This window comes from Aeribacillus sp. SP014, from assembly GCF_054055575.1.
Map to the genome: position 1 here is coordinate 417,369 of NZ_JBSRXI010000001.1, position 22,886 is coordinate 440,254.

The 22,886-nt window shown below is 37.7% G+C and carries 16 protein-coding genes and 4 pseudogenes; 13 read left to right on the forward strand and 7 right to left on the reverse strand.

The genetic code is table 11. The features are described 5' to 3' along the window. The first annotated feature begins 170 nt into the window (after positions 1-170). The 3 genes from ACVIJU_RS02220 to ACVIJU_RS02230 all read left to right on the forward strand — a co-directional run bounded on the left by ACVIJU_RS02220 (position 171) and on the right by ACVIJU_RS02230 (position 3,353). Entirely contained in the window at positions 171-1,190 is a 1,020-nt protein-coding gene (locus ACVIJU_RS02220; RefSeq protein WP_063389148.1) for a Shedu anti-phage system protein SduA domain-containing protein, read from the forward strand. Between the two features lie 207 nt (positions 1,191-1,397). After that, on the forward strand, positions 1,398-3,083 hold the full coding sequence (locus ACVIJU_RS02225) for a DUF262 domain-containing protein (protein ID WP_063389147.1): 1,686 nt from the start codon (positions 1,398-1,400) through the stop codon (positions 3,081-3,083). Positions 3,084-3,101: 18 nt separating this feature from the next. Continuing rightward, the gene (locus ACVIJU_RS02230; RefSeq protein WP_063389146.1) at positions 3,102-3,353 is read left to right on the forward strand and encodes a hypothetical protein; all 252 of its coding nucleotides are present in this window, start codon (positions 3,102-3,104) and stop codon (positions 3,351-3,353) included. 213 nt (positions 3,354-3,566) lie between these two features. On the opposite strand, the gene ACVIJU_RS02235 is transcribed toward ACVIJU_RS02230, so the two are convergent. From ACVIJU_RS02235 to ACVIJU_RS02245, 3 genes are all read right to left on the reverse strand, one after another. Further along, entirely contained in the window at positions 3,567-4,109 is a 543-nt protein-coding gene (locus ACVIJU_RS02235) for a cupin domain-containing protein (RefSeq protein WP_117017583.1), read from the reverse strand. A 222-nt stretch (positions 4,110-4,331) separates the two neighbouring features. Continuing rightward, positions 4,332-4,853: an SRPBCC domain-containing protein gene (locus tag ACVIJU_RS02240; protein ID WP_063388961.1), complete on the reverse strand. Its 522-nt coding sequence runs from the start codon at positions 4,851-4,853 to the stop codon at positions 4,332-4,334. Next, the gene (locus tag ACVIJU_RS02245; protein WP_063388960.1) at positions 4,843-5,205 is read right to left on the reverse strand and encodes an ArsR/SmtB family transcription factor; all 363 of its coding nucleotides are present in this window, start codon (positions 5,203-5,205) and stop codon (positions 4,843-4,845) included. Before ACVIJU_RS02245 ends, ACVIJU_RS02240 begins: the two co-directional genes overlap by 11 nt. 260 nt (positions 5,206-5,465) lie before the next feature. Between ACVIJU_RS02245 and ACVIJU_RS02250 the strand changes: the two are divergent. Continuing rightward, positions 5,466-6,666: pseudogene (locus ACVIJU_RS02250) on the forward strand (transposase). A 229-nt stretch (positions 6,667-6,895) separates the two neighbouring features. Then, a complete protein-coding gene (locus ACVIJU_RS02255) occupies positions 6,896-8,089 on the forward strand; it encodes an ISL3 family transposase (RefSeq protein WP_063388266.1) in 1,194 nt (397 codons plus the stop codon). Positions 8,090-8,334: 245 nt separating this feature from the next. Here the strand turns inward: ACVIJU_RS02255 and ACVIJU_RS02260 are convergent, their stop codons facing one another. Further along, positions 8,335-8,580: a sensor histidine kinase gene (locus ACVIJU_RS02260; RefSeq protein ID WP_082830328.1), complete on the reverse strand. Its 246-nt coding sequence runs from the start codon at positions 8,578-8,580 to the stop codon at positions 8,335-8,337. A 166-nt stretch (positions 8,581-8,746) separates the two neighbouring features. Between ACVIJU_RS02260 and ACVIJU_RS02265 the strand changes: the two are divergent. The 4 genes and pseudogenes from ACVIJU_RS02265 to ACVIJU_RS02280 all read left to right on the forward strand — a co-directional run. Next, a pseudogene (locus ACVIJU_RS02265) lies at positions 8,747-9,205 on the forward strand (L-lactate permease); the annotation flags it as partial. 59 nt (positions 9,206-9,264) lie between these two features. After that, entirely contained in the window at positions 9,265-9,465 is a 201-nt protein-coding gene (locus ACVIJU_RS02270; RefSeq protein ID WP_235600454.1) for an L-lactate permease, read from the forward strand. 31 nt (positions 9,466-9,496) lie between these two features. Continuing rightward, entirely contained in the window at positions 9,497-10,444 is a 948-nt protein-coding gene (locus ACVIJU_RS02275) for an L-lactate dehydrogenase (RefSeq protein WP_063388269.1), read from the forward strand. Between the two features lie 127 nt (positions 10,445-10,571). After that, positions 10,572-10,792 (forward strand): annotated as a pseudogene (locus ACVIJU_RS02280) (ABC transporter permease); the annotation flags it as partial. A gap of 285 nt (positions 10,793-11,077) precedes the next feature. Here ACVIJU_RS02280 and helD read toward each other — a convergent pair. Further along, positions 11,078-13,420: an RNA polymerase recycling motor HelD gene (gene helD, locus ACVIJU_RS02285; RefSeq protein ID WP_456687196.1), complete on the reverse strand. Its 2,343-nt coding sequence runs from the start codon at positions 13,418-13,420 to the stop codon at positions 11,078-11,080. 914 nt (positions 13,421-14,334) lie between these two features. Here helD and ACVIJU_RS02290 point away from each other — a divergent pair. After that, positions 14,335-14,469 (forward strand): annotated as a pseudogene (locus tag ACVIJU_RS02290) (IS256 family transposase); the annotation flags it as partial. A gap of 286 nt (positions 14,470-14,755) precedes the next feature. Here ACVIJU_RS02290 and ACVIJU_RS02295 read toward each other — a convergent pair. Both ACVIJU_RS02295 and ACVIJU_RS02300 read right to left on the reverse strand, forming a co-directional pair. Beyond that, entirely contained in the window at positions 14,756-15,538 is a 783-nt protein-coding gene (locus ACVIJU_RS02295; protein WP_063388272.1) for a CsxC family protein, read from the reverse strand. Between the two features lie 147 nt (positions 15,539-15,685). Continuing rightward, entirely contained in the window at positions 15,686-19,102 is a 3,417-nt protein-coding gene (locus ACVIJU_RS02300) for a BC_2427 family protein (RefSeq protein ID WP_456687197.1), read from the reverse strand. 502 nt (positions 19,103-19,604) lie between these two features. On the opposite strand from ACVIJU_RS02300, the gene ACVIJU_RS02305 reads away from it, so the two are divergent. The 3 genes from ACVIJU_RS02305 (at position 19,605) to ACVIJU_RS02315 (ending at position 22,882) form a co-directional block, all read left to right on the forward strand. After that, a complete protein-coding gene (locus ACVIJU_RS02305; RefSeq protein WP_456687198.1) occupies positions 19,605-20,498 on the forward strand; it encodes a LysR family transcriptional regulator in 894 nt (297 codons plus the stop codon). A gap of 484 nt (positions 20,499-20,982) precedes the next feature. Further along, positions 20,983-22,032 carry an NAD(P)/FAD-dependent oxidoreductase gene (locus ACVIJU_RS02310; RefSeq protein WP_456687199.1) on the forward strand — a complete coding sequence of 350 codons (1,050 nt, stop codon included), beginning with the start codon at positions 20,983-20,985 and terminating at the stop codon, positions 22,030-22,032. Positions 22,033-22,366: 334 nt separating this feature from the next. Further along, on the forward strand, positions 22,367-22,882 hold the full coding sequence (locus ACVIJU_RS02315; protein ID WP_082829614.1) for an acyl-CoA thioesterase: 516 nt from the start codon (positions 22,367-22,369) through the stop codon (positions 22,880-22,882). The last annotated feature ends 4 nt before the right edge of the window (positions 22,883-22,886 follow it).

A 22,886-nucleotide genomic window follows, 5' to 3' on the forward strand; every position in this document is an offset into this window, starting at 1 on the left:
ATTTACCTTTTAAAAATAATTAGGACAACGTCGTAATTATTTTTAAAAGGCCACCAAGCGATAGCGCGGTAGCTGCGAAAAAAAATCTATAAATTTTTGTGTCTACTTTATTGACCTAATATCATTTTTTATAAGGGGTGTGGTAAGCGGATAAAAAAGGAGTACAGATTATGAATATTAGAGAAGCTAGGTCAGGGAAGGTTTCTTTTATTGAACCGATAGTCTTATATGAATCTTCTCAGACTAAAGTAACGGTAATTCCATTTTATATTGATAGGAGCCATGGAAGAGAGGTTAAGGTTAAAATACAGACTGAGAAAAAAGGAAAGCCGCCATTAAATTGGTATACAGTTGACGAAAAATCAGTAACTCTAAACCCTGAAGCAACAATAGGCTTATATGGTAGCCTAAAGAAATTTTTGTCTTTAACAGAGTATGAAGATAATGGTGAATATATAATTATAAAATCTTCTGAGGGAAAGTATTCCTTTGGCAATCATGAACCAGAAGAGGTTGCTCAGGCAATTTTAGAAGTATTAAATAGACCTGATATTGCAAAGCACCTTGTTGATAAAGAGCTAAGTACTGAGCTAATTAATGCTTTTAGAAATTCAATTCGTCTACAAGAGTTACGTTCAGCTGTTGCTAAATTAAGAGAATATCTTGATAGTGGGATAAAGGATGAAAAGGTGTATCAAAAATGGTGTGAAGAACATCCGTGGGCTTTCGGAAATGCATTCGTAGTCAATGATAAAGTAAGGTCAATCTCGGCCACAGATAAGGTTGATTTAATTTTACCATCTGTAATTAGTGGATATCGTGATTTAGTAGAACTGAAGAGGCCTGATATGGAAGTACTACATTATGATTCTTCACATAGAAATTACTATTTCTCGGCTGAGGTTTCAAAAGTAATAGGCCAATGTCATAGATATCTAGACGTTTTTCAAGAAGAAGCAGCAAGAGGATTGAGGGATTACCCAGAAATAGTTGCTTATCATCCTAAAGTAACGATTGTAATTGGACGTTCAAAAGGCTGGGATAAAGATAAACTCCGTGCTTTACATGGGCTTAATAGCAGGCTTAGTTCGATAACTGTTATTACCTTCGACCAATTACTTGCCATGGGTGAGCGGATGATAGAAATAGTAAGTAATGGCCATAATATTGGGAATGAAAATGAACAATAATAATATTAAATGGTTTTCTAATTATCTTTTATTATTAATTCATTTGACTATGTAAGTTCAACTTAGTTTCTCAACGTAGTTAAAGCCCGGTATTTTCTAATTTTATAGTACATCACAGGCGTTCCAGAAAATTAACTTAGGGAGTCATGTACGTTCATATGTCGACGTTTTTAGTTAGATTATATTTGTAAGAAAGGAATGAAATTAATGTCTTCTGTAGAATTAAAAGCTGCTGAATACCCGATTTATAAAATTTTCAGTGATGAATATGCCTTTACTATCCCAAATGTCCAAAGACCGTACTCATGGACTGTTGAGAATGCAGAGGTTTTACTTGATGACTTATTAGATTTTATTGAAACTTATAAAATTAGCACGATTGAACAGATGAATCCGTATTTTCTAGGAAGTATTGTATTGATTAAAGAAAAAGGGCCGGAATCTCAAGTGCTTGATGGGCAACAACGACTAACTACCCTTACCATCTTACTTGCAGTACTCCGAGAGTGGCTTCCTGCTAATATTTCGGAGGAGTTAAAAGGGTTCTTATATGAAAAAGGGAATTCATTACGTGGTACCTCAGACCGTTATCGATTGACCTTAAGGGACAGGGATGCCGAGTTTTTTAGAGAATATATACAAAAAGATGATGGAATTAAAAAACTTATAGCAGGCATAGTTCCAGAAAATGATAGTCAGGAAGCAATTCTTAAGAACGCTTTAATGTATTATAAACGGATTGAAAAGTTGACGGAAGCAGAGAGAATTGATTTGGCACGGTTCATTGTTACAAAGTGTTTCCTAGTTGTAGTAAGTACCCCTGACTTTGATTCTGCATATCGTATTTTCTCTGTATTAAATGACAGGGGACTAGATTTATCCCATGCTGATATTTTAAAAGCAGAGATTATAGGAAAAATTCCTAAACATCTACAAGACACATACAATCAAAAGTGGGAAGATGCTGAGGAGTACTTGGGAAGGGATGAGTTCAATGAGCTCTTTGGACATATAAGAATGATTTACCGTAAACAAAAATTAAGAACAACAATAATTAAAGAATTTCGAGAATATGTTCCATACTCTTCTAACCCTGTTGATTTTATTGAAAGAAAGTTAGTTCCATTTTCTAATGCTTTTAAAGAAATAATAAACGCAAGTTATGAAGGCAGTAAAATTACAGATGAAATTAATAATCTCTTTACTTGGCTACAGAAAATAGATAATCGAGATTGGTTACCTGCAGCAATTTTGTATTTATCAAAACATCGAAATGACCCTGACCAGCTTTTGAAGTTTTTTACAGACTTAGAGAGATTAGCAATGGGGATGATGATTTTAAGGTACAACATTAATGAGCGAATTGAACGATATCGGTTGTTATTAACAGAAATAGAAAATGATAATGACTTATTTACAAAAACTTCTTCTTTACAGTTAACAGATGATGAGAAAAATCGAATTATCAACCAATTAAATGGGGATATTTATTTAATCAAGAAGATTAGATTGCCGATATTGTTACGCTTGGATTCAGTTTTATCGGATGGACAAGCCTCCTACAACTATAAAACGATTACAGTTGAGCATGTACTCCCACAAAATCCAAAAGAAGATAGCCAATGGATTAAATGGTTTCCTTCCCAAGAGGAAAGACAGTACTATGTACATAAGCTTGCCAATCTAGTTCTTCTTTCGCGTCAGAAAAATAGTCAAGCAAATAATTATGAATTTGAAGTGAAGAAACAAAAGTATTTTTCAACATCGTCTGGGGTTAGTTCCTTTGTGTTAACTACCCAAGTATTGCAGGAAAAAGAGTGGACACCAGAATTATTGAAAAAAAGACAGAAGAAATTATTGGATACACTTATAAAAACATGGCGATTGAAATAAATATTGGGGGGAGTTTCTGTGAAGAAGCAACATCCAATTAAGGATGATGAAGTGAGAGAATCCGAGAATGGCTTAGCAATAGTATTGGGTGTATGGCATGATGGTGACCAAATACGACTTGTTTCTAAAGGAGGCAATTTTATTACAACAGTCAACAATAAGAAAGGAAGTAAAAGATGCCATGAGAACTTATATAAACACCTAAAAAAGTTGTTGCAGCAATATGGTAAGTGGAAAGAAAATAAAGAGAATGAAGTGCATAAGCAATAGTTATAATTAAAAGATAGGAGAGGGAGAGATACTTATCTCTCCTAGTTTATTGTCTTCCTACCCTATCCAACGTTACGGTGAGCCTTATCATAAGTAAAGGAGGTTTAAAAAAGGCTACCTAAAATTTGTTTAATGGCTTCACCTCATAAATGAAAAACTAAAAAATAAAGCTTTGAGACTTTTCCTTCTCAAAGCTTTTATCGTTTTTCACAGTTAATACCAATACTGCATTCTTTCCTCAACCATCGCTTCTTGTTTCGTTCTATGAACTGTTCCATGAGGATGATGAGGCGGTGCATAAATGGAATAGAGTTTTAGAGGGACATTGCCAGTGTTAATGACATTATGCCATGTTCCAGCTGGTACAAATATAGCTGTATTTTCGTTCACTCTTCTTTCAAAATCAAGACGATCTTTCCTCTTACCCATTCGAACAATTCCTTTCCCCTGTTCAATGCGTAAAAATTGATCAACATCAGGATGTATTTCTAATCCGATATCTTCCCCAGGGTTAAGGCTCATTAATGTCACTTGCAGGTGATTCCCTGTCCATAGAGCAGTTCGATAGTTTCTATTTCGTCTTGCTGCATTTTTAATATTAATTGTGAAAGGGTTAGGTCCATAGTCTCTTAATCTTAGAGTTGGCGTGCGATAATCGTTTTGAACAGTGGGGTACCAGTAATCGTATGGCGAGATTTGATGATTGAAGGTCACATTTCCGTTTGGATTAGGCATGAAATAAGGTACAAAATACATGTTCTCCTTCCTCTCTGTGTAATGAATTCACCTAATACACACCTTATGCGGAAGGAACGAAACTGACTAGGACATATACCTATTTATTATTAATTTATTAATGTTGCGGGTCTAAAATATCTTTCAATAATCTTGTATCTTAAATATCAGTAATATTTTAATAAGCAAAATAAAAAGGCGGAACAGTTCATGTAACCACCTTTTACTTAATAATTTTGTTATCTATTTTCCTTGATTCATTTTTTCCACTAATTCATTCAATTTATTCCATGTTTGATTTATACCTTCCAATACTCCCATGTCTAAAACAACTTGAAGAGACTCTACTGAGTTAAATTCAGAGCGGCTGATTAATTTTGTTTGATTTCCTAAATCAATAAATTCTAATGTAACCACAGGAGAAGGCATAGACTCATTTATATTACCTTCTGAATCTGAGAAATAGTCGATATAGACAATTTTTTCTGGTTCAATGATTTCTTTATAAATGGTTTTGTTCCAAGATTCCATTCCATATTCTTCTTGATTTTTATCAACACATACCATACAGTAGTGCCAAACACCTCCAGGACGAAAATCCACATTGCAGACAGTTACTTCCCAACCATCCGTACTCCACCAACGTTTTAAATGCTCTGGCTCTTTAAAAAGTTGAAACAGCTCATTTCGTGGCATATTATATACTCTCTCTAATACAAGAAACCTTTCATTTTCGACTCTTGAAATCATTTTGTTATTTGTCACTATTTTTCCTCCCTATTTTTTTATTTTGTAATTCTTGTACATAATGATCCAAGTTATCAAATCTTTTTTCCATTTCCTTTTGAAATGAAGTCACCCATTTTTCTAATGCTTGGAAAGGCTCACGACGTAATTTGTAATAACGACGATTAGCTTGAGGCTTTACTTCCACTATTCCATTTGTGCTAAGTATTTTTAAATGCTTGGATGCATGTGGTTGGCTAAGTTTTAGCTGATTTGCGATTTCTCCCACAGTAAGAGGTCCACTCCGTAGCAATTCAACGATCGCCATTCGATTTGGTTCAGCTAACGCACTTAACACTGAAACATCAATATCAAAATTTTTTTCCGACATATGGCTCACCTCTATATCTTATTTTGTCACCTCCCATTTTAGATAGTTGACAAATGAATGGAATTTCTCTCTATAATCAATATAACAAATTTGGAATATAACCGTAAAGTTATATTCCAAATTTTATATAATATGAGCATTTTGTACATTTTTCAACCCAAGAGCCATAAGGTTTTCTAAAGCATAAAAAAGGACTTCACCCCTTATTTGTAGAATTTTGAAGTGACCAAACCACAAAAATCCACAAGGAGGAAGTCACTTTGTATATTCTACAAGAAAGTCTATTTTCCTTTGAAGAATTGCAAATTTTAGAGTCAAAAGAGAAATTACCGATCTTTTTTAGTGCTCTAGATTTGCGTCCTTATGCTAAACAATTGAAAAGTTCTTCACCCCAAGGGGCTGAAGGACATTCCAAAGAAGGGATATTAAGGGCTCTTATCGCTGCCCCATTAGAAGGTATTGATACTTTTACTTCTCTTCACAATCGATTGAAAAATGACCTGCGTTTTCGTTACCAATGTGGTTTAGATATTAGCAGGCCTGCACCATCCATCTCTACTCTTAGCCGAGTATTTTCTTCACTAACCAAAACTGGACTCGTGAAAAGAATCTTTCAAGATCTCGTCCAGTTAGCTCAAGAGGAAGGAGTAATTGATGGAAAACATCAGGCTATCGACAGTGCCGCCATTGATGCTTACGAAAAGAAGCAGCCTAAGAAGCGAAGTGAACAAACAGGCAACGCCAATTGGGGGGCAAAGTTTGATTCCTTCGGTAATAAAATTACTTGGTTTGGCTATAAGATGCATCTTTCCGTTGACACCAAAAGTGAATTACCAATGGCGATTGAAGTAACCCCTGCTCATATCAACGATGGGGATGTCGCACCACAATTGATTGAACAAGTAAAGAGTTGTACAAACTCTAAAATTGATTTCCTGATAATGGATGGTGGGTACGACCAGCTTAAAAACTACGAATCCGCCAAGAACATTGGGGCTCAAGCTATTATTCCACTCAATTTGCGTAATGAAAATGACTCCCGAAGGAATTGCCTCCAATGGAACCCCACGCTGTTCTATGGGGTACGAAATGACTTATTGGGGAGCCAATAAGGATCAGCTCAAATTCAGATGTCCACACGCAACCGGAAAAGTGGATTGCCCATTAGGAATGGCAGCCTGTTCATCCTCCAACTATGGAATGGTAGTAAAAATTAACGTGAATAAGGATCTTCGCCGGTACTCTAATCCACACCGCGATTCCAAACGTTGGAAAGAACTTTACAATGAGCGAACCAGTGTAGAACGGTGCAATTCAAGAATGAAAAGTTATCTTACAGCGAACTCCCTGCATGTGTGGGGAATCGATAAAGTAAAAACTCATATTTACTTGAACGCCATCGTATTACTGGTTTCAGCTCTCGCAATGGCAAAAGAGAGTAAAAAGCAACAAACCGCTTAAAAAATTTTTAAAGCGAAAAATTCTGCAAGTACGCCCAAAAAAGGACAAACAGAATATTTGTAAACCAAAGATACAAAATACCCCAATTTATTTGGGTTTCTTTTAAAACTCTTTTTAATAAAAATCGATTCATCACCACATTTTGTGATTTAACCCAAAAAATAAGGAAAACACTCACGAATTCCTGGCAATAATGTTAGCGTCACTTAACATAACAGGAGGTTCTAAAGTGTTTTCCGTATCACTAGATTTGCCAGAATTTGAAGTTGTTAAACAAGTGTTTCTTGAAGATTGCAGTTTGTTACATGTTGAGAAAAATACTACAGAAGAACGCTGTTCTTACTGCGGTTTTTTTTCTAGTCATGTCCATGACTGGCGGACAAGAAAGGTTCGTGACTTGTCCGTATTAGGTAAGCCCCTTTTCTTATTTGTCAGAGTGTATAGATACCGTTGTCACAACTGTAATGAGGTATTTTCACAAACATTTGAATCTATCAGTCCTAATAAGCATCAGACCAATCGGTACAGAGAATATCTGTACGAAATGTGCATTGGCTCTACTATCCAAGAAGTGAGTCGAAAGGAAAAAATACCTTATACAACCGTTGAAAGAATATTTTATTCCGTTGCTAAAGAAAAAGAGAAGGAGCATTTAGAAACTCTTGAAAGTGTTTTAGAAAACAATGAATTAATCCTTATCCTTGATGAGATCGCTGTCCGAAAGGGTCACCGATATGAAACAGTTCTTATGGATACCCAATCCGGGAGTGTGCTTGGTATGGAACATCAACGGAGTTATCGTTCAACTCAGATCTTACTTGCCAAGAAGATTCTGTCTGATAAATGCGTTCATACCGTTGTTATGGATATGTGGGATCCCTTCCATAAAGCTGTTAAATCTATATTCCCAGAGGCCTGTATCGTCATTGATAAATATCATGTGGTGCAAAAGGTGACACATGCACTTGACCAAGTTAGAAAGAAAACTCCTGGACTAAAAAAGGGACGGTTTAAACTCTTGAAAGGTTCTGAAAAGTTAACGGCTAATGAAAAACAACAATTAGATGAGATGCTCAAAGAGCATTCAGAATTGTCATATGCCTATTTTCTAAAAGAACTCTTTAGAGAAATATACCAAGTGAATGACTATGATACAGCTGATTCACTCTTAGAAGAATGGATTCAACTCGCATGGAGCAGCCCATTTCCTTCATTTCATCAAGTTGCCAAGACGATAGAAAATTGGAAGGCACAAATTTTACAATATTTTCTTACCCCTTTTACGAATGGCCGGATTGAAGGTACAAACCATAAGATTAAGAACATCAAAAGACGTGCTTTTGGCTTCAGAAACCTTGAAAGATTTCGGCTACGTGTATTTTTGGAATGTACAGGTAAAACTTATAAAAATCAGGTTGCTTAACCATGCCCTTCATCAGCTTTCCGCATTGTAGTGGTCTGCAAGCTGACGAAGGAGCTACTCTAGATTGAGTATCAATCTCGCTAACTTATTGCCGGAATTGTGTGAACATCACAGAATATGGTGATGAGACAAAAAATTAAAACCCAAGAATGCTGTTATGTCAACATTCTCGGGTTTTTAATTTGCAAACATAAACACTAAAATGGACTTTTTAGACAGCCCCTTGTGAAAGTAATTGTAAACTTTTATGTGTCAGGATTGTTTATTGGTAATATTACTTTTATTTCCGTACCTTCTTTAGGTGAACTTTCAACCTGTATATCACCTTTATGCATTTCAATGATTTTCTTTACGATGGAAAGTCCTAATCCACTCCCGCCATTTGATCTGTTTCTTGATGGATCGGCTTTATAGAAACATTCAAATATGCGCATTTGAACCTCTTTTGTCATCCCAATTCCCGTATCTTTAGTGATTACCGCACTCGACATGTCTCAAAAGTTCATATTTTTTTCATATATATTGTGAAAAATTTCACAAATAGATGTTATACTAACTTTGTAAGCAAAATAAATAATTTAGGGGGAGGTTGTAATACATATTGTGAAATATTTCACAAAATCATTTCGTCGATTTTAAAGTAAGGGGCTGAACAAGATGCATGTATGGGAGCAAGTTTATAATCCATTGGGAAATATATGGCTTTCAGCTATTATAGCTGCCGTTCCGATCATCGTTTTTATTGTTTTGCTGACAGTATTTAAATTAAAAGGCTATATAGCAGGGCTTTTCAGCATAATTGCTGCAGGCATTTTTGCCGTCTTTATTTATAAAATGCCTGCAATCTTAGTTTTGATGTCTGCGATATATGGAATTTTAGTCGGTTTATGGCCAGTAGCATCAATCGTATTTGCTGCTATTTTCCTTTATAAAATAACAGTAAAAACCGGAAAATTTGCCATTATTGAAAAAAGTATTTCTTTTATTACAGTGGATCAAAGATTGCAAGTTCTTATTGTGGCATTCTCATTTGGGGCATTTTTAGAAGGAGCTGCAGGATTTGGAGCACCCGTTGCCATAACGGCAGCCATTTTAGTAGGGCTTGGATTTAGTCCAGCTCTGTTGTAAACAGCGGTTCCTTATTTGCTCCACTTCAAGCTGTCACTGCTTCACAAATTGGAATAGCACCCGAAACGATGGTTGCTGTCAATGTAATGGGTGGTACAATGGCTAAAATGATTTCACCTCAATCAATTGCAGTTGCAGCTGCGGCAGTTGGATTTGCAGGAAAAGAAAGTGATTTATTTAAAGTGACAATTAAATATAGCTTATGTTTGCTTGCTGTAATTGGATTAGTTAGCTGGTTCCTATTTTAATCATATAACATTTTAAGGGGGATGTATAACCATGAATAAAGAAAAAGTAAATCGTGTTGTAATCGTTGGAACAGGTGCTGTAGGCTGCAGTTATGCCTATTCACTAATTAATCAGGGGGTCGTTGAGGAATTAGTTTTAATTGATATAAATGAAGCAAAAGCTGAAGGCGAGGCGATGGATCTTAATCATGGAGTGCCGTTTGCACCTTCGCCAATAAAGGTATGGAGCGGTTCTTATCAAGATTGCGCAGATGCGGACTTAGTTGTTATTACTGCGGGATTGGCACAAAAACCAGGTGAAACCCGATTGCAATTAGTTGAGAAAAATACGCGGATATTTAAACAAATTATCAAAGAGATTATGAAAAGTGGATTTAATGGCATATTTTTAGTGGCAACAAATCCAGTAGATATCTTAACTTATGTCACTTGGAAGGAGTCAGGACTGCCAAAGGAACGCGTCATTGGTTCAGGAACAGTCTTAGATTCTGCACGTCTAAGATTTGAATTAGGAAAGTATTTCAATGTGGATTCAAGAAATATTCATGCAATTATCATAGGGGAACATGGAGATACCGAGCTTCCAGTTTGGAGCCATGCCAAGATCGGAATAGAGAATCTTGATGATGTTTTAGAGCGAAAGAAAGATTTAAAGAAAGAATGTTTAGAGGAAATCTTCGTAAACGTCCGTGACGCTGCTTATCATATCATTGAGCGAAAAGGGGCGACATACTATGGAATAGGAATGTCCCTTGTCCGGATTACAAAAGCAATTCTTAAAAATGAAAATAGTATTCTGACAGTATCTTCCTATCTAGAAGGTGAATATGGGCAAAATGATGTATATATTGGAGTACCAGCCAAGCTTAATCGTAACGGCGTTCACGAAATAATCGAAATTGAACTGAACGAAAAGGAACAAGAACAATTTAATTATTCCGTTTCAGTGCTAAAAGATACGATGAAATCTGTCATTTAATCCACTTGATGACAAAGCGACATGCCCTATAGTGACCATTGTACCGGGAACGTTTAGGAAACAAGGATTGGGAAAACCAATTTACGATTACTAACTGCTGCGAGGCTTGCTAGGATGAAAAGCTCAACTTACGTTTCTTTCTAATGCTTTTGTGCCAGTCAAGACAATGCCCGATTGGCTGCAATGGTTTGCGAAGATTAATCCAGTGTCACATATTATTACTGCCGTCCGTGATCTGATCAATGCTGGAACTATTGGCTCGGATTTTGCTGTCTCTCTCATCGGGGCTGCTGCCATTGGGGCGATCTTTGCGCCCATCACCGTCTTGTATATATGCGTAGGGCATAAATTGGATATTGTGTATTGATCTGTTCGCGATATCCTAGTTATAAAAGAGCTATTACCGAAAAAATACGGAACCTTGCTGCTTACAGAACTTTTAACACATCATATAGAATTTCACATGTCTGATTTAATTATTTCAGCCACTGCTGACATCCCTTCATTACCTTCCATTAAACAAGTTGCCTAACTCGGGGTATGGTATTGAAGGGATGCTGGCAAGTGGTTTTTTATATCATATATGGCCGTTTAATGACAGTGATACATTTCAGACACCAGACCAGTTTCGTGTTAACCCGGGATCTGAAGGAAACTACCCGGCGCACCGTTCTGTAAAAAGGGGCTCGGTTCGCCTACACTGTAAAGCTGCAAGTAATGCATAGCCCGGGTGCAGGCGGTGTAGAACAATCTGCGCAGGCTCTCAACGCCGTATACGTGCGATGAAGCGTTATAAATGATGACGGCGTCGAATTCGATGCCCTTCGCCAAATACGCCGGTATAACGACAACACCTTGTTCATATTCGGTAGAGCCGCTCTTCACAAGTTTTATATCTTCAACTCTTTTCAGTGCTTCGTATGCGGCGGTGCTTTCCGCAGCAGATTTACATATAATCGCGATCGTATTATATCCCCGTTTCCGCAAGTCCGCGACTTTGGAAGCAATACAGTGGTGCAGTTCAGCTTGATCGGACACTCTCGTCAACACAGGCTTATCGCCGTCGCGTTCAAAAGCAGTGATCCGTTCGCCATCGGGTACGAGTCCGCGCGTAAATTCAATGATCTGTCTTGTGGATCTGTAACTGCGGGTCAAGGTGATCGAATCCGTTTTATCCGGTCCGTATAGGCTGGTAAGCGTGTGGAAATCGACTGTTTCACTGGCATGAGCGAATATCGCTTGGTTAAAGTCGCCGAGCACAGTCATCCTCGCCGAAGGAAACAAACGCTTCAAAAATTCGAATTGAAACGGAGAATAATCTTGCGCTTCGTCTACAAGCACGTGTTTGATCGAGACGTTCGTCTGAAAGCCTTGAATCAGCTCTTTCAAAAATAAATACGGAGTTGCATCTTCGTAAAACAGTTTGCCTTCGTCTAGCGTTTTTACAGTCAATCGGCAAATATACTCCCACTCCTCGGGTGTTTCCCCTTCCATCCACTGTTTGACCCGCGTTGGATCGGCGAAAAGCTGCTTGTATACTCCCTTCATGTCGATGAAACGAAGCGTTCGGATCCGTTTGCGCAACGGTTTCAGCTTCTTGCGAACGATCAATTGGCCCAGCGCTTCGATCTCGTTCTCATAGTTGTTCAACGTTTCTGCTTTAAAGCCGCGTTTTTTCCGTAAGAGAGTATGAGCTTTATGATAATCCTCGTTGCTAAGCAGCTCGATTTCTTCCTGCACCCATGGCTTAGTCCGTTCAAGCTTCTCCGCTTCATCGATTTGCTTGTTTAGCCAATCTGCCAGCTTTTCAAGTCTGCTGTGAAAACGGAGCGAGGTGTCGCTGCTATAAAACCTTTCTGTGATTTGTTTGGCGGTGATGATCGGTTTTCCTCTAAATAGAATATCTTTGAATAGCATGCCGGATAATTCCAGCGACTTACAGTATGTTTTAATCGTCTCGAAGAAACGGGTTGATGCCTTGAATCGGATGCTCGCAGTTCTAGTCCGGTATAAAGAGTCATCCGCTTCAGTCAACATATATTCCAATTGCTCGTATGGATCCTCGATTTGAAATTCTTTGCTCAGCCGATATTCCAAATATTCCTGGAAGGTGACCTGCTGCATATTCTCTTCGCCTAGTTCGGGCAACACATTGGATACGTAGCTGTTAAACATCGAATTAGGTGAAAATAAAATGATTTGATCGGCTCTCAGCTTATCCCGATATTTGTAGAGCAAGTAAGCGATCCGTTGCAGGGCGGCCGATGTCTTGCCGCTGCCGGCGGGTCCTTGCACGATGAGCAGCCGCCCGCGATCATGACGGATGATCTGGTTTTGTTCCCGTTGAATGGTGGCCACGATGTTGTGCATATGTTTGTCTGTCACTCTGCCAAGCACCTGCTGTAAAATGTCGTCTCCAATGGTGAGACTCGTATCGAACATCGACTTGATAACGCCGCCGCGGATGATATATTGCCACTTTTTCTCCAGCATGCCGCGGACTGTGCCTCCAGGAGTAGTATATTCGGCCGGGCCGGGCGCGTAATCGTAGTAGACACTCGAGACCGACGCCCTCCAGTCGTAGATCAGGATGTTCTCTCCGCTTGTATCCGTGAGCGTGGAGATACCGATATAGATTCGTTCAGCAGCTGAAGTCCCTTCCTCAATGAAATCGATTCGACCGAAATAAGGCACCTCCTGCATGCGGCGCAGGGTGGACAACCTCTTGAAGGCTTGTCTGTGGGTGCTTTGGCTCACGGACAGGTTCTGCGCCTGTTGTCTCAAGGCGATGATCGTCTCAAGATAATCGTCGAACGTATCAGTATTCACCTTGACGTCATCCCAAAAATGTTTGCGGAAATCAATCACTTCTTTTCGACGCTGGGAGGTTTCGTTTTCCAGCATGCCGATTTGCTCCACAATGATCGCCATTATGCTGTCCAATCGTTCTTGCTCCTGCCGAAGTTCTGTATTCATATTAAGCACTCCTTTAAAAAATAAAAATGGGGATTGACTGAAGAGGATTTATGTTTTATAATTATAATAGGTATACTATTTTTATAATTTAAACAAAATGTGTTTCTTTACTAATTTACCATAGTTTCTCAATTTTTTCAATGTATTTAACGCTGTCGTCGATATTATAAACAAGTTGAAATTGTATGTGATGAAGATAAAAAGTTACTGTAAGGCCATTAATTAAAGTATTTCTCATGGAAGAGAACCGATGGTTTTCTTTTAGACCGTCTAATAAAGTTTGCAAAATCGTGTTATAAGTGAATAAGTTTGTTTATATAAACAGTCTAACTAGATTAGTTAGGCTGTTTTTTTTGTTTTGTAAAAATTCTTAAATAACTATGAAAGAAGGAAATTGGAATATGTATAAAGTTGATTACAAAGATTATCCTTTAATCAGAAGTTGGAAACAAAATTTAATGAAAAATCAATTATTGTCTATTTCCGTGTAGCATGCGAATTTTATCGGATAAATCATATAAGCGGATAAATCGACTATATAAAAGGATGTGACATCCTTGAATACAGGTGAAACTGATGGGGAGACATGTTCCAAAGTTGATACTGTAACTAAAACGAAAGCTGGATCTTATCGTGAAAGAGTAGAGGGAAAGAAACAATAATTTTTAGACAAGCCCATTGTGCTTGTCCATTTTAAATGCGAGGGGGAGATTTTATAACCGAGCAACATTCCAGAACATTTTCCTCAACACTTCAGCTTCATGTACGTATTCTCATGTATGTATACATATTGACGGACTGCACCTGTAGAAAATTCAACTCCATACTTGCGTTATTGCCGCTTTGCGGCCTGAACTCATCAGAGTGATTTTATGTCTCAGAAATTAAACTGTACGCAATCAGGTGATGGAAGATTATACAGGGACTTTGATGATGCCTCTGCTGTTCTTGCGTTTCCTAAACGCTGCAGAAACCGCTTGAGACTTACCGAGCGTGTGGAACAACTCATTGAAGAGATTCGTATTTTTCCAAACCGTGAGTCCATCCTGGTGATTGGGCTGTCTTTCGAGAAATCGATGAACAACCTAACATGACTGAATACTAAGAGCGGCGCAAAAGCACTGGGAACATATCAGAGTTACTCAAGATAATGGCAAATAAGCTACGCTTAGAGCTGCAGTGAGTGAACAAGGGAAAACGTTTAGGAAAGCCTGAGCTCTCGCAGCAGGTTCAGCCGATAAAGGGCTTAAATTTTCTTGAACGAGAAAACGAAGAAATAACAGTTAAAAAGAAAAGTAGAAGCCATGACCCAAAAAGTCACGGCTTCTGAACTAGTTATTTGTGTTTAGATCTGTTTGCGGCAGCATCTAAAGTTCCTTCAGGGAAACTAGGAGTTACTTGTGTAGCTGTAGTTTGAAATTGTTGAACTTGTAATAATTTCACAGTAAGATCTAAGACGATTTTTTCGCGCAATGTTTTAAACTGGCCTTCAGGTCCTACTTTAACTGGTGAGAAATCAAGTTCATAGAAGTTTGCGGCTATTAATTCACCGTATGGTTGTTCATTATATTTGACGAGATTTTGGAAGAAATATTTATCCAAACGAGGAACAAGGTCATTTTTCTCATTTAAGAAGAGAGCTTTGCTTTGATCAGAAATTCCTATTATTGGGAAAAGAAGGAAATCTCCGGTTGGAGCAGCGTCTGCAAGTTCTGTAAAACCAGAGAACGGAACGTCTGCAATTCTGTCTTGAAGTGCTCCATTGCAGTCTCTGGAAGCATATTCAATATCTTTGCGAATAAATCCTGATACAAATAATTTCGCTCTAGTTACTCTAAAATAGTCCGTTGTACCAATACGTGTAAATCTAACAGGTACTAGTTTCGCTTGTTCCAAAAATACGTTTTTTGTCACTCTCTTAATTTCAGTTGCTGGCGGATCAAGTGGAATATCTGCCTCTACTACAACTTGAATAGTTTTTTCTGCTAATACAACTGGAGTTTTAAGAGTTACAGTAACATCTGGTGTAAGAACTAAATCGGTATTTTCATTTGATAATGGTACTTGTTCTGTCGATTTTACTGGGCAAGCTGGGATTTGATGATCGTCTTTACTCATGAAAAATCCACTCCTTAATTTTTTTTGAGTTTTCCAAACTCTGCATTAATACAATATGCAGCATTCATTTTTAAGTTTGGGCTTTTCACATAATCATTTTTCTCATTTTTAAATCAAAGAGTGGATTTCGTATACATTCGATGATCTCTAGATTCCATTGCCAGCATAACTGACTCGAACTTGTTGTACTTGTAATAAATGAACGATTAAATCCAATATAATTTTTTGGTGCAATTGACGATAGTAAGGTACTGATTCATTTTGTTTGGAACCTTCATTTCCGTTGTCTGCGGCAGTGTACTCAATATTTTGTGATATATATCCTTTTATAAATAAATTTCCTTTCAGTGCTGTACATGTTCCATTATCTAATGATGGGGAGAATTGAGTAGGTACGAATTTACAATTTGTTAGTACGACCTCTTTAGAGATTTCTTTAACGCCCAAAATCTCTTCTTCAAATACAACATCTTCTTCTAAAATTATTTCCATTTTGTATTCCCCTGCTACAACTGGAACTCTAATTTGTATAAAGTCATGAGATGTACAAGTTTTGTTATCTGTTTCGCTTGTTTTCGCAGCTTTTGAGTCATGCAGGGGAACTGCAATAGATTGATAATGATTGTTTTTATTATTCTTACTATAACTGGAAACAGTGTCAGTTAAAGAGATCATTTCATGAATTTTAGAGCAAACTAAACGGCAATCAGGCTGTTCAGGATAATAAGTTGTAGTATTGAGTAATTTTGTGTTTAATTGAGGAGTTTGTTTATTGTTTAAGTCAAGAAATTCAGCTGAATTTTGAACTATACTGCTAAAGATAGGAGAATGAAGAAAGTCATCTATTTCTACAAAAGTCGAAAATGGTCTTTTTATAGTCATCGAACATGTTTTTCCATATTTGATAGATTCATCTGCATTATCAAAATTAATAGCTTTTTGATCATTCGTTCCATCCGATTCGGATGAAGGATGAACAGGCTCAAAAACAGAATCGGTCGGAGATTTTTTATTTATCTCCTGTTCAGCATGAGAAACCTCATCCGTTTTCACAGTATGCTCAACATCAGCTGAGGAAATTTGTTCAGGAACGACACCATCCGACGAATGATCCGGCTCAACTTTATGGTCAATAAAATTGGTTTCATGGATATTTTCTTGATCATTTATTTCATCCGGGCCGGATGAAGCAGGAACAGGTTCAAAAACTGAATCGGTTAGAGCATGATCCTTTATATCCTGTTCAAGACCAGCAGCATGAGGAGTTTCATCCATTTTCGAAGCACGAACAACATCTGTTGTAGGAACTTGTTCAGAGTCGGCAATATCCAATGGACGAGTTAGTTCGACTGTATGGTTAATAAAATTGATCTTAAAGACATCTTGATCGTTCATTTCATCCGAACTGGATGAAGCATGGGCAGGTTCAAATGCTGAATCTGCTGGATGATCCTTTTTATCCTGTTCAAGATCAGCATGAGAAGCCACATCCGTTTTCACAGCATGTTCATCAACAGCTGAAGGGGATTGTTCAGGATCAGCTCCATCTGATAAATGAACCGGCTCAACTGTATTGTTAATAAGATGGATTTTAAAGATATCTTGATTATTTATTTCACCCGAATTGGGTGAATCATGGGCAGATTCAAAAACGGAATCGGTTGGAGGATGATCCTTTGTCTCCTGTTCAAGACCAGCATGGAAATACTCATCCGTATTCACAGCATACTCATCAACAGCTGGAGGAGATTGTTCAGGAACGACATCGTCCGATGATGAATGAACTGGCTCGACTGTATAGTCAATAGGATTGGTTTCACTGATATTCTCTTGATCATTTATTTTATCTGAGCTGGATGAATCATGGGCAAATTCAAAAACGGAATCGGTTGGAGGATGATCCTTTGTCTCCTGTTCAAGACCAGCATGGAAATACTCATCCGTATTCACAGCATACTCATCAACAGCTGGAGGAGATTGTTCAGGAACGGCATCGTCCGATGATGAATGAACTGGTTCGACTGTATGGTTAATAAGATTGATTTCACGGATATCCTTATGATTGTTTATTTCATCCGAGCTGGATGGAGCATGAACTAGCTCAAAACCCGAATTGGTTGAAGGTTGATCATTCGTCTCCTGTTCATCAAGACCAGTTAGAGAAATCTGCTTAATATGAGAAGCCTCATCCGTATTCACAGCATGCTCATCAACAGCTGGAAAAACTTGTTTAAGATTGTTTTCATCCAATAAATGAGCAAGCTCGACTGAATAATCAAAAGAATTGGTTTCAAAGTGATCCTCTTGATCATTTATTTCATTCGAGCTGGATGCAAAGGTATACACAAGTTCAAAAACCGAATCCATTGAATCTTGATCGTATTTCTCATGATGTTCAAAATCAGTTAAGGAAATACGCCTAACATGAGAAAAACCATCCATTTTCAAAGTATGATCATTACTAGCGAAGAGAACTAGTTCAGAATTGGTTCTATTCGATGATGAATGAGCGGGCCAGACTGAATGATCAATAGGATCAGTATCAAAGTCATCCTCTTGATCATTTATTTCATCCGAATTGGATGAAGTATGAACAGGCTCAAAAACCGAATCGGTTGGAGGCTGATCCTTTGTCTCATGGTCAGGGCTAGGTAGAGAAATCTGCTTAATATCATGGGAAGAACAATCCGTTTTCAAATCATGATCAGCATTAGCTAAAGGCATTAGTTCAGAATCGTTTCCATCCGATGATGAATGAGCTCTATCGACTGAATGATCAATAGGATCAGTATCAAAGCCATCTTCTTGATCATTTATTTCATCCGAATTGGATGAAGGATGAACAGGCTCAAGAACCGAATCGGCTGAGGGATGATCCTTTGTCTCATGGTCAGGGCTAGGTAGAGAAATCTGCTTAATATCATGGGAAGAACAATCCGTTTTCAAATCATAATCAGCATTAGCTAAAAGCATTAGTTCAGAATCGTTTCCATCCGATGATGAATGAGCTCTATCGACTGAATAATCAATAAGATCGGTATCAAAGTCATCTTCCTGATTTATTTCATCCGAATTGGATGAAGTATGAACAGGCTCAAGAACCGAATCGGCTGAGGGGTGCTCCTTAGTCTCATGGTCAGGACTAGTTAAAGAAATCTGCTTAATATGGGAATCATCCGTTTTTAAAGTGTGATCATCAGTTGAGGAAACGTGTTCAGGATCGGTCGTTCTATTCGATGGTTGAGTAGGACCACAGATGCTGCCTGTATGATTTCTTTTAGACATATTATACTTTTTGTATAAATTCATCAGTTTGGAAACATTATTTTTATTTTTGTTTAGTTTGGGCACCTTTTTTATACCGTAATTTTCATGTGAATCATCTGCTTCTGCTGTATCAATGCGATTTGGCACAATATCTGATTTGTGACTATCATTTTCTTCTTCTGTATGCTGAAAATTGGCACATACAGATTTTTTTTGAACTCTTGAAGATTTAAAAATGTTCATTTGTTTAGAACGTATTTGCTGCATCCTCTCATGGTGAATCCATGGAGTTTTCATGACACCTCACTCCCAAATTAACGAATTTTTACTGTATTTATTTATGCTTTATTTCCCGCATTTGTCCCTGTACAATTCAGGAAATTTCAAAAATAAGCTCTATGTAGCATTTTTCTCAAATCAGATGATTTGCCAGTTTCTCTTCAAAAGTTCGATAAATGGGGATACCATGCCCACTAATCTTTTTATAATATTGATATGGAATATAAAAATAAATGATTGCATAGATGAATGAAATGAAAAGTTTTTAGATATAAGAAGGGGAACTTGAAGGATTAAAAGAGGACAAAATTAGAGCTTTTTATTTCCGAATAAAATACTTCCATTGTTGAAATTAGCGTAATTAAACGCAAAAACACAAGGGGCTGTCTAATAATGAACTGCCCTAACAAGAACATTAAGGTTTTATGCTTCGCCTATTTGATAAAACAAATTTAAAGCGCTAAAGTGAAAAGTGTGGTAAACTTTATTATCATTAAAATGTAATAGGGTGTTTGATTCATTGGAAATTAAACAATTGAAGTGTTTTCTTGAGGTTACACGTACCGGCAATTTTACCACTGCATCTGAGAATCTGTTCATTACGCAGCCTGCTCTCAGCAGAATTATCAAATCATTGGAGGATGAAATTGGAGCACCGCTTTTCATACGTACTAGAAAAAAGCTGATATTGACGGATGCAGGCCGTATTTTAAAAAAACATGCTTTAAAAATTGAAAATCAGCTGCAGCAATTGGATGCAGAACTTGATAAAATGTTTATGCAAAGAAAACGACAAATTCGCATCGGGCTACCTACGATTACGAATTCCATTTTCTTCTCAAAATTGATTGCATCGTTTCATGAAGAATATCCAGAGGTGATTTTCCTACTAGAAGAGGATGGTTCCAAAACAGTTGAAGAGAAGGTTCTTAATAATTTATTGGATTTTGGGGTCGTTGTTCTTTCTGAGGAAAATGAAAATCTTGACAGTATTATATTTGTGAATGAGAAATTAAAACTAGTTGTCTCTTCGTCTCATCGTCTGGCGGGAAAACAGGAAGTGTCTTTGCAGGAGCTAAAAAAAGAGGACTTTATTATGTTCGACCGGGATTTTGTGCTAAGAAATCTTGTCATCAATTCTTGTAGAGAAGCCGGTTTTCAACCGAAAATTATTTCGGAAACATCACAACTGGAGTTTATTCAAGAATTGGTTGCCTACAATATAGGTATTACTTTGCTGCCTGAAAGTACGTGTATAGAACTAACAGATGATTTTAAAACGATCACCGTCACTAATCCGGAAATCGAATGGAATCTGGCAATGATTTGGAGAAAGGATGCAAGCTTATCACAGATTGCGCAGGAATTTGTACGATTTGCAAAAGAAAAGCTGTCGACAGCTAATCCTGGATAGGATTCTAAATCCGATTGAGTCAACTATAAGAAAGCTTCCTTTTATGAAAGGGAAGCTTTTTTACTTGAAGCAGAAAAAAGAAGAAAGTGTCTTTTTTGTGTGGAGCCGTCTCTTGTACTTAAGTAGGGGTTAGGAAGGATTCATTTGAATATCATGTTTCATATGTTCGTGGAAGCGGCCGCTATCTTTTCATGAAAAATAGATAGAGGTTCTAGATGTCCGTTGATTTCCTGCATCTACAAACGATTTTCATAGATAGCTTGAAGAAAGACGGATGTTTCCAACGGTTAGAAACCGTCTGGGACTTGCTCTCGTTGTACGATTGCGAGACAGTGGTCCGACCGTCCATAAACAATACGAGCTCTATATGGTGTAAACATTTTTTTCAATAGTCAATCACTGTTCGTTGTAAAAGAGGTAAAAACAATGTATATTTAATTGAGAATGATAATCATTTACTGAGTTCTAGGAGAGGTGGAAATAGATGAAATATGACGAATTATACGATGTGACGATTATTGGCGGCGGACCAGCGGGGTTGTATGCGGCATTTTATAGCGGATTGCGGGAAATGAAAACAAAGCTGATTGAGTATCAGCCGCAATTGGGCGGCAAGCTTCATGTTTACCCGGAGAAAATGATTTGGGATGTTGGAGGACATGCACCGATTACAGGAGAACAATTAATTAAGCAGCTTGTCAAGCAAGGATTAACATTTAATCCTACAGTGGTACTAAATGAAAAGATTGAATCGATGAAACGAAAGGAAGATGGCACTTTTATATTGCAGGCCGCTTCTGGACGGCAGCATTTTTCCAAGACGGTCATTGTCGCTGTGGGAAGCGGTATATTGAAGCCGCAAAAACTGGAGATCGAGGGTGCAGAAAAGTTTGAGGTGGCTAATCTGCATTATACAGTGAAATCGTTAAAGCTCTTCAAAAATAAAACGGTCATCATTTCAGGAGGAGGCAATGCGGCAATTGATTGGGCGAATGAATTAGTGCCGATTGCTAAAAAAGTGTACTTGACGTATCGAGGGGAGATGTTAAAAGGTCATGAATCGCAGGTGACGCAGCTTCTAAACAGCTCGGCTACTTGTTATTTTCATACCTCGATTACCAAATTGATTGCCAGCGAGGACCATGAACGGATTGAACGAGTCGAGCTAACAAACCGTGAAACAGGAGAGATCGCCTATTTACCGATTGATGAAGTAATTGTGAATCATGGCTATGAGCGCGATTCCTCCTTGCTGGAAAAAAGCGAGCTGAAAATTCAAATGATTGACAATCACTACATTGCGGGCAACGCCCATAGCGAATCTTCTGTACCGGGACTTTATGCAGCGGGGGATATTCTAAAATACGATGGGAAATTGCATTTGATTGCGGGGGCCTTTCAGGATGCCGCAAATGCGGTAAATAGCGCTAAACAATTTATTGAACCTAAGGCTGATAAATTTGGCATGGTATCATCCCATAACGAAATCTTTAAAGAACTCAACCGAGAATTGATAAAGCAAATGATGAAATAAAAGTTTATTTGGAATAGAATGTAACACACGACCAAGCTCAATGATACGATCCCTTTATAGTAGACAGGAAAAAGAAAGCCTGTTCATCTGTCTATTATGGAGGGATTTTTCTATATGTGCTTTTTTATTCCTGTCTACTTGACTGGGGACAGCTCATCACACGGGTGGTTTTTTGTTCAGGTTAAAGAGCGCTTCCATACTATTTTGTTATGAATTGCATATAGGATTGGCATTGTATCTTTGCAAACCAGCTATATTATAATTCTCTTTGTAAAAATTCTAATACGGATGAAGCGTACGCTTCAAAAGTATTTTTATACGTAAGGTGATCATGATGGAAGCAAAAAAAGTTAAAGAAACACGTGTTGTTCAAACAGATCAAGTGCTCATTAATGATTTGAACAATTATCATACATTATTTGGCGGAGTTTTAATGAAGAAGATGGATGCATGTGCGACGCTTTCCGCCCGCAGACATACAAGGGTAAAGGAATGTGTTACGGCGTCGACCGACTCCGTTAATTTCCTTGAACCGATCCGGGTAAGTGATTCGGTTTGTATTGAATCATTTGTTAGCTATACAGGTAAAAGATCCATGGAGATTTTCTGTAAAGTGATTGCAGAAGATCTAGAAACTGGGAAACGAAGAATTGCAGCTACTGCATTTTTCACTTTTGTTCCCTTGGATGAGAATAAAAGACCGTTGGAAGTACCGCCTATTATTCCAGAAACAGAGGAAGAAAAATATCTCTACGAAACAGGAAAAGAACGTGAAAGCATTCGCAAGTTAAAAAGACAACAAAATAAAGAACTCGTGTCCAGACTTTCACTGAATAAACCGTGGGATTAATACG